An 8352-nucleotide genomic window follows, 5' to 3' on the forward strand; every position below is an offset into this window, starting at 1 on the left:
AAAAAACCGGTGGCAAGCGCCACCGGCAAAATGCAATCGTCAGAATAATGTGCCGGCGGACAGTCCGGCGTCTGAGCGAAAGCGGAGACAACGACCCTTAAGCGCTCATTAAATCGACGACAGCTTGAATACCCAGACCGAGCCGCCCTGCTCCAGGAAGTTCACACGCTTGGCGACCTCGCCGCCCCACAGCGGCACCGCGCCGCCCCAGCCGGACACTACCGCCACATACTGCGTATTGCCTTCCTGCCAGGTGATCGGCGGCGCGACCACGCCGGAACCGGTCTGGAACTTCCACAGCTCCTTGCCCGTCTTCGCGTCGAGCGCTTTCAGGAAGCCTTCCGGCGTGCCGTAGAACACCAGGTCGCCGGCGGTGGTCATCACGCCGCCCCACAGCGGCGCATTGTTCTTCGCTTCCCAGACGATCTTGCCGGTCTTCGGATCGATGGCGCGCAGCGCGCCGATGTATTCCTCGCTGAGCGGCTTGATGGTGAAGCCGGCGCCGAGGAAGGCCGCGCCCTTCTTGTAGCTGATCGGCTCGTTCCAGATATCCATGCCCCATTCATTGGCGGGCACATAGAAGTAGTTGGTCTTCGGGCTGTAAGCCATCGGCTGCTGGTTCTTGCCGCCGAGGAAGGACGGCGCGGAAAATACCGTCTCGCCCTTCTTGCTGTCGGCGCCCTTGGTCGGATCGCCCGGACGGCCGTTCGGCGTGAAGTTCGGACGGCCGGTCTTGAGGTCGATGCCGGTGGCCCAGGTGATCTTCTTCACGAACGGAAAGGCGTTTTCCAGCTTGCCGTTCTTGGCATCGATCACATAGAAGAAGCCGTTGCGGTCGGCCTTGCCGCCGAGTCGCTTGCCGCCCATGTCGAAGGTGATGAATTCATTGACGCCGTCGAAATCCCAGCCGTCGTGGGGCGTGGTCTGGTAATGCCACTTGATCTGGCCGGTGGCGACATCGATGGCCACCGTGGCCGCCGAATACAGGTTGTCGCCGGGGCGCAGGTGGCTGTTCCAGGGCGCCGGATTGCCGGTGCCGAAATACGCCAGGCCGGTAGTCGGATCATAGGTGCCGCCCAGCCAGGTGGCCGCGCCGCCGGTCTTCCAGAGTTCGCCGGGCCAGGTCTTGTTGGTGGTGCCGGAAATGCCGTTGTCGATCTGCTTGCCGTCCTTGTCGTACTTGTAGCCCATGTGGCCTTCGACGGTCGGGCGCATCCAGACCAGCTGACCGGTGCGCGGATCGCGCGCCTCGACGCGGCCGACGATGCCGAACTCGCCGCCCGACACGCCGGTCAGCAGCAAGCCCTTTGCGATCAGCGGGGCGGCGGTGTTGGAATAGCCGGCGGCATAATCATCCACCTTTTCCTTCCACACCACGTCGCCGGTTTTCTGGTCGAGTGCCACCAGCTGCGCATCCAGCGTGCTGAAGATGACCAGGTTTTCAAATAGCGCCGCGCCGCGGTTGACCACATCGCAGCAAGGCATGATGCCGTCGGGCAGGCGATGCTCGTATTTCCAGAGCTTCTCGCCGGTCTTGGCGTCGAGCGCATAGATTCGGGAATAGGATGCGGTGACGAACATCTTGCCGTCATGGATCAGCGGCTGCGATTCCTGGCCGCGCTGCTTTTCGCCGCCGAAGGAAAACGACCATGCCGGCACCAGCTTCGACACGGTCCTGGTATTGATCTGCGACAGCGTCGAGTAACGCTGTCCCTGCGGACCCATGCCCCAGGACAGCACGTCCTTGGTCGACTTGGCATCGGCTTCGATCATCGCGTCGGTGACGCCGGCGGCATGCGCGCCGAAAGAGCCGGCGGCGAGCATGGCAGCTGCGGCTATGGCGCCTGCGAGCGGCAGCCTTCTCAGATTGGTTTTCATGTACTCCTCCTGTTATTTTGAAATGTCATCCTGCGGACATCCTCATGCCCTCACGCCCTGATGTCGGGCGCGGCCTGCCGTACGCATTCGCGGGCCGCCTGGCGCGCCAGCTTGTCGCACTCTTCGTCGGTGAACAGCCGCGAACGGGTGAAGAACCGTTTTCCCGTGCCGTTCTCCAGCGAGAACATGCCGCCCATGCCATCGACCACATCGATGATCAGCTGCGTGTGCTGCCAATATTCGAACTGGTCGCGGCCGATGTAAAACGGCGCTCCGTGCAAGGTGCCGAGCAGGACATCGGTCTGGCTGATGTTGAAGTCCCCCGCGGCATAGCACATCGGCGAGCTGCCGTCGCAGCATCCGCCGGACTGAAAAAACATCAGCGGCCCGTAACGCCTGGTCAGGGTGTCGATCAGTTGCGTCGCGGTCTCGGTGGCGACCACTCTTGGCGGTGCTGAATAGGCCATGTCTTATCCTGTTTCGCTGTCTTGAATTGCCCGCCGCGGCAATGTATGCAACGTGCGCAATGTGCGGCGAATGTACCGCCGGCGGGCCGGATACTTCCTGGCGCGGATCAGAAAAAGCCGAGCGCCTTCGGGCTGTAGCTCACCAGCAGGTTCTTGGTCTGCTGGTAATGCTCGAGCATCATCTTGTGGTTTTCGCGGCCGATGCCCGACTGCTTGTAACCGCCGAACGCGGCATGCGCCGGATACAGGTGGTAGCAATTGGTCCACACGCGGCCCGCCTCGATGCCGCGGCCCATGCGGAAGGCGCGGCTGCCGTCGCGCGTCCACACGCCTGCGCCGAGGCCGTACAGCGTGTCGTTGGCGATGGACAGAGCTTCTTCCTCATCCTTGAAGGTGGTGACCGATACCACCGGTCCGAAGATCTCTTCCTGGAAGATGCGCATCTTGTTATGGCCGCGGAACACGGTCGGCTTGACGTAGTAGCCGCCGGCGAGATCGCCGTCCTGCGTCTTGCGCTCGCCGCCGGTCAGCACCTGCGCGCCTTCCTGCTTGCCGATGTCGATATACGACATGATCTTTTCCAGCTGCTCCTGCGAGGCCTGGGCACCGATCATGGTGGCCGAATCGAGCGGGTTGCCCTGCTTGATCTTCTCCACGCGGGCAATGGCGCGTTCGATGAAGCGGTCGTAGATCGATTCCTGCACCAGCACGCGCGACGGGCAGGTGCAGACCTCGCCCTGGTTCAGCGCGAACATCGCGAAGCCTTCCAGCGCCTTGTCGAAGAAATCGTCGTCCCTGTCCATCACATCGGCGAAGAACACGTTGGGCGACTTGCCGCCCAGTTCCAGCGTCACCGGAATGAGGTTCTGCGATGCGTATTGCATGATCAGGCGGCCGGTGCCGGTCTCGCCGGTGAAGGCGATCTTGGCGATGCGCTTGCTGGTGGCCAGCGGCTTGCCGGCTTCCAGGCCGAAGCCGTTGACGATGTTGACCACGCCCGGCGGCAACAGGTCCTGGATCAGTTCCAGCAGCACCATGATGGAGGCCGGTGTCTGCTCCGCAGGTTTCATAACCACGCAGTTGCCGGCGGCCAGCGCGGGCGCAAGCTTCCATACCGCCATCAGGATCGGGAAGTTCCAGGGGATGATCTGGCCGACCACGCCGAGCGGCTCATGGAAATGATACGCATAGGTCTCGGCATCGATGGTGGCAACGCTTCCCTCTTGCGCGCGCACCGCGCCGGCGAAGTAGCGGAAGTGATCGATGGCCAGCGGAATGTCGGCGGCCGTGGTTTCGCGGATGGGCTTGCCGTTGTCGATGGTCTCGGCGGTGGCCAGCAGTTCCAGATTCGCTTCCATGCGGTCGGCGATCTTGTTGAGGATGATGGCGCGCGCGGCGGGCGAGGTCTTGCCCCATTCCTTTTTCGCGGCATGGGCGGCGTCGAGAGCAAGCTCGATGTCTTCCGATGTCGAGCGCGCCACTTCGCAGAAGGTCTTGCCGATGACGGGACTGACGTTCTCGAAGTACTGACCCTTGACCGGCGGGACGAATTTGCCGCCGATGAAATTGTCGTAGCGCTGCTTGAACGGGTTCTTGATGCCGAGTTTGCTGATGTCTGCCAGATTCATGTCGTCCTCCGAATGGCGTATGTGGGAAGTGTGTGATCCAGGGGTTGCCGGGATGAACTGGTATTGGCAATTGGCGTGCCATGCGGAGGAGTTCAGCGGAAGAACAGCGAGGGCGCCTGATTTCGCGGGCTTTTACAGGGTTGTTGCCGACTCATGAGAGCCGGGAGCAATGCCCTGCGCCGGTGGAAGTGTTCTGTTTTCGAACAGCGGGAAGAGAGGTGTCTCAAACTGCAACAGCGGGGGGACCGGCGGCAGCAATGGGCGGATGGTTTCCCGCCGCGCCCTGGCGGGGCGAGTCAGCAATCTGCTGGTTCAGTGCGGGCGTGAATCGAGCCGCTGCCTTGGCCGCATTGTTGACGCGGCAGCGGTGCAATGCGCGCTCCGCGTTCGACGCGCACATCTTCCGCCCGCAGCACCAAGAATCGGCATGACGGCCATGTGAGCGGAATGCGGCGCGGCTGCCTGTTGCATGGAGGTGCGCCGCGCCGCGTGCCCGACACCGGTTGACAGGTGTCGGGTACAGGCGAGACCGGATTCAGGTCACGCCCTGCGCCAGCATGGCATCCGCCACCTTCACGAAACCGGCAATGTTGGCGCCATCGACATAGCTCAGGTTGCCGTCGGCACGCCGGCCGTAGTGCAGGCAGGCCGCGTGGATGCCTTGCATGATCTGCAGCAGGCGGGCATCCACTTCCTCGCGCGGCCATGACATGCGTTCCGCGTTCTGGCTCATCTCCAGGCCGGAGGTGGCGACGCCGCCGGCATTGCTGGCCTTGCCGGGCGCATACAGCACGCCGGCCGCCTCGAATGCCTTTGCGGCCTCGATCGTCGATGGCATGTTGGCGCCTTCGGCCACGCAGGCCACGCCGTTCTTGATCAGGGTGGCGGCGTCGTTGGCATCCAGCTCGTTCTGGGTCGCGCATGGCAATGCCACGTCCACCGGAACATGCCATGGACGCACATCGGCTTCGAAGCGGGCGCCGATGCGCTGGGCATAGTCGCTGACGCGGCCATAATGATGGTTTTTCACGTCCATCAGGATGGCGAGCTTTTCCGGGGTGAAGCCGTCCATGTCGATCACCGTGCCGCTCGAATCCGATACCGTCACCACCCTGGCGCCGAGCGCCATGGCCTTTTCCACCGCATACTGGGCCACGTTGCCGGAGCCGGAAACGCTGACGCGCAGGCCGTCGAACGAGCGCCCGCGCGTCTTGAGCATCTCCTGCGCGAAATAGACGGTCCCGTATCCGGTGGCTTCGGGACGGATCAGCGACCCGCCGTAGCTCAGGCCCTTGCCGGTGAGTACGCAATCGGCCCGGTTGGTCAGCTTCTTCATCATGCCGTTCATGTAACCGACCTCGCGCCCGCCCACGCCGATGTCGCCGGCTGGTACATCGGTATCGGCGCCCACATGGCGGAACAGTTCGCTCGCGAAGGCCTGGCAGAAGCGCATGACCTCGGTGCCGCTCTTGCCCTTGGGATCGAAGTCCGATCCGCCCTTGCCGCCGCCCATGGGCAGCGTGGTCAGCGCGTTCTTGAAGGTTTGCTCGAAAGCCAGGAATTTCAGCACCGAAAGATTGACCGAGGGATGGAAGCGCAAGCCGCCCTTGTAGGGGCCGATCGCCATGCTGTGCTGGATGCGATACCCGCGGTTGACATGCACCTGGCCACGATCATCTATCCAGGAGACGCGGAACATCACTATCCGCTCGGGCTCCACCAAGCGGTCGAGCAAGCCATGTTCCGCATATTTCGGATGGTCTGCGATGTAAGGCCAGAGGCTTTCCATCACTTCGGTGACGGCCTGCAGGAATTCAGGCTGACCGGGATTGCGGTCGGCAACATGTTGCACGAACTGATGTACGGACGTGTACTTCATATGTGGAGTCCTAGAAAGAGAGGATGAAGGAAGAAGACGAAGTGTTTTTTTGAATAAGCATTCTGGCATCGATAGCGCACCAAAATGGATCGCTGCTTTTTCACAAGGTTCCGCGTAATTGGTGCCTGGATGGTTTGTACACAGCAAGGCGTCCCTTCCCGCCATAACCCGGCCGCTCGCGGGAATGCGCAAGCATCAAGCGGGGGCGATTTCGCACATCTCCCGCTCACCGTCGTGGCACTTCATGCCGGCACGTTCCGTCGCGACGCGCGGCGCCATTGTCATTGCCATTGCCATTGCATCAAGAAGGAAACCGGATGCAGCATGTCGATGGTCAAACCGGGCTTCAAGATCCGGGCTGCATTCACACATCCGAAGAGGCAAAGCACCGAACCTCTTTCTCTGTTCAAATAGCCGATGGAAAATAGCGCGCAAGCAAAACCAAGTTCATCAAAGGAAACTGACTCATGGCAAAGAAGGAGATCATTGCACTCGACGGCGACGGCGTTCTGCTGGACTACCATACCGCTTACCGTTTCGCCTGGGAACGCGCCTTCGGCGTGCTGCCGGACATCGTCGACCCGAAGGCTTACTGGGCAATGGACCGCTACGCGGTACGTCGCCTGGAAGGCGGAGAGCGGGAGCGCTTCCGCCAGTGCTTCGACCATGTGCACTGGTCGTCGCTGCCGGCCTTGCCCGGCACCGTCGAGGCATGCCACCGATTGCACGACGCCGGATACGAACTGGTCTGCGTCACGGCCATCGGGCTGGAATTCCAGGAAGCCCGGCTGGCGAACCTGCGCACCGCCGGTTTTCCCATCGAACGCGTCATCGCCACTCCCATGGCCCTCTACGGCGACAGCCCGAAGGTTGCGGCGCTCACGGAGCTCAAGCCGGTTGCCTTCGTCGATGATTACCTGCCTTACTTCGCCGGCATTCCCCGGCAAGTGCATGCCGCGCTCATCCTGCGGGAGCCCAATGGCAGCCCGAATGTCGGACCGGATTTGCAGAGCATCGATTCGCGGCACGAGGATCTTCCCGCCTTTGCCGACTGGTGGCTCGAAACGAGCCGCGTCAGGGCGCAAGGCACGTAGAGCGGCTTGCCCCTGCCTTCGGGCGTGCACGGGCACCGACCTACGCCGGGCGCCGCAGGAACGCGCCCGGCCTGACAAGCCAATTCCGCTCTCCCATCACACCCGGATCATGCATGACTCCCAATGCATGATCCGGAAGCTCGCGCCCGTTCATTCCATCCCGGCCGCGATGCCATTGCCTCTATCCATTGCGGCTATCCGTTCCGCCATCACTTGTATTTCCACATCGCAATGTCCCGAGCTGTCTTTTTTATAGCAATTCCATGCAGCATTCACTTGTACGCTTCACCGGCGCAACTGGTGTTTCCTTTGCGCTGACCGCCTTGCCGGCAAGCTGCGGCAGTGGGGCCGCTGGCGGGGCCGGTACCGGCGCCGCCAGCGGCACGAATGTGGAGTCCGCCCCCAATGCGGCGTCTCAGGCCCGTCCCCGATCGGACGACGGCGATTTCGCGCAGCTCTCCCATATCGTGATGATGGGCCAGTCGCTGGCGAGCGGCGAGGAATCCTTTCCCATTCCGACAACCCACGACACCGGCTTCGGCCCCTATTAGTGGTGTGAGTCGGAAACTTGTTGAAGGCAAATGTGGCGAAATCATGACGAGACAAGGAAACAAGCACAGCAAGGCTGCGCCTTTGTCATTCGTTGCGGGCATTGTTGGCGCAGTACCGGCGTGATTCTCGTCCATCATTTGACCAGCAGATTGTCAACTCGCACCACTAACATGCAGCCTGCGCCGCTTGCGGCGGCGCAGGCTTCCCCGGTCATGCCTGAGGTCCGCAGATCCGCGAGCCCACAAGCCCGCAAGCCCGCAAGCCTATTGCACCTGCCGCATCTGATCCAGGATGGCCGGATTTTCCAGCGTGGAGACATCCTGGGTGATCTGTTCGCCCTTGGCCAGTACGCGCAGCAGGCGCCGCATGATCTTGCCCGAGCGCGTCTTCGGCAGGTTGTCGCCGAACCGGATTTCCTTCGGCTTGGCGATCGGGCCGATCTCCTTGCCCACCCAGTCGCGCAACTCCTTGGCAATCCGCTTCGCCTCGTCGCCGCTCGGCCTGGCCTGCTTCAGCACCACGAACGCGCAGATCGACTCGCCCGTCGTCTCGTCCGGCTTGCCCACCACCGCCGCTTCCGCCACCAGCGGATTGGCCACCAGCGCCGATTCGATTTCCATCGTGCCCATGCGGTGGCCCGAGACGTTCAGCACGTCATCGATGCGGCCGGTAATCGTGAAGTAACCGGTCTGCTCGTTGCGCACCGCGCCGTCGCCGGCCAGGTAGATCTTGCCGCCCAGTTCTTCCGGGAAGTAGCTCTTCTTGAAGCGCTCCGGGTCGTTCCAGATGGTGCGGATCATCGACGGCCATGGCCGCTTGACCACCAGGATGCCGCCCTGCCCGTTCGGCAGGTC

Annotated in this window: 7 protein-coding genes; 2 read left to right on the top strand and 5 right to left on the bottom strand. The window is 62.4% G+C overall.

Annotated elements, in window-relative coordinates:
* Positions 1-108: 108 nt before the first annotated feature.
* The 4 genes from FH061_RS20725 to gdhA all read right to left on the bottom strand — a co-directional run bounded on the left by FH061_RS20725 (position 109) and on the right by gdhA (position 5852).
* On the bottom strand, positions 109-1824 hold the full coding sequence (locus FH061_RS20725) for a PQQ-dependent methanol/ethanol family dehydrogenase (RefSeq protein WP_318841036.1): 1716 nt from the start codon (positions 1822-1824) through the stop codon (positions 109-111).
* A gap of 104 nt (positions 1825-1928) precedes the next feature.
* Positions 1929-2345 carry a DUF779 domain-containing protein gene (locus FH061_RS20730; protein ID WP_151637733.1) on the bottom strand — a complete coding sequence of 139 codons (417 nt, stop codon included), beginning with the start codon at positions 2343-2345 and terminating at the stop codon, positions 1929-1931.
* Between the two features lie 107 nt (positions 2346-2452).
* On the bottom strand, positions 2453-3973 hold the full coding sequence (adh, locus tag FH061_RS20735; protein ID WP_151637734.1) for an aldehyde dehydrogenase: 1521 nt from the start codon (positions 3971-3973) through the stop codon (positions 2453-2455).
* A gap of 535 nt (positions 3974-4508) precedes the next feature.
* Entirely contained in the window at positions 4509-5852 is a 1344-nt protein-coding gene (gene gdhA / locus FH061_RS20740; protein ID WP_151637735.1) for an NADP-specific glutamate dehydrogenase, read from the bottom strand.
* 467 nt (positions 5853-6319) lie between these two features.
* On the opposite strand from gdhA, the gene FH061_RS20745 reads away from it, so the two are divergent.
* Together FH061_RS20745 and FH061_RS20750 are read left to right on the top strand one after the other, a co-directional pair.
* Complete coding sequence (locus FH061_RS20745) at positions 6320-6946, top strand: HAD family hydrolase (protein WP_151637736.1); 627 nt, start codon at positions 6320-6322, stop codon at positions 6944-6946.
* Between the two features lie 263 nt (positions 6947-7209).
* The gene (locus FH061_RS20750) at positions 7210-7497 is read left to right on the top strand and encodes a hypothetical protein (protein ID WP_151637737.1); all 288 of its coding nucleotides are present in this window, start codon (positions 7210-7212) and stop codon (positions 7495-7497) included.
* Positions 7498-7761: 264 nt separating this feature from the next.
* Here FH061_RS20750 and FH061_RS20755 read toward each other — a convergent pair.
* On the bottom strand, positions 7762-8352 hold a 591-nt coding region (locus tag FH061_RS20755; RefSeq protein WP_151637738.1), incomplete at its 5' end, for an AMP-binding enzyme.

This window comes from Noviherbaspirillum aerium (assembly GCF_008929045.1).
Lineage (GTDB): Bacteria > Pseudomonadota > Gammaproteobacteria > Burkholderiales > Burkholderiaceae_D > Noviherbaspirillum > Noviherbaspirillum aerium.

Excerpts from the sequence above, each read along its gene's own strand:
- FH061_RS20725 (WP_318841036.1), bottom strand. The coding sequence starts at position 1,824 with ATGCTCGCCGCCGGCTCTTTCGGCGCGCATGCCGCCGGCGTCACCGAC.
- FH061_RS20730 (WP_151637733.1), bottom strand. The coding sequence starts at position 2,345 with ATGGCCTATTCAGCACCGCCAAGAGTGGTCGCCACCGAGACCGCGACG.
- adh (WP_151637734.1), bottom strand. The coding sequence starts at position 3,973 with ATGAATCTGGCAGACATCAGCAAACTCGGCATCAAGAACCCGTTCAAG.
- gdhA (WP_151637735.1), bottom strand. The coding sequence starts at position 5,852 with ATGAAGTACACGTCCGTACATCAGTTCGTGCAACATGTTGCCGACCGC.
- FH061_RS20745 (WP_151637736.1), top strand. The coding sequence starts at position 6,320 with ATGGCAAAGAAGGAGATCATTGCACTCGACGGCGACGGCGTTCTGCTG.
- FH061_RS20750 (WP_151637737.1), top strand. The coding sequence starts at position 7,210 with ATGCAGCATTCACTTGTACGCTTCACCGGCGCAACTGGTGTTTCCTTT.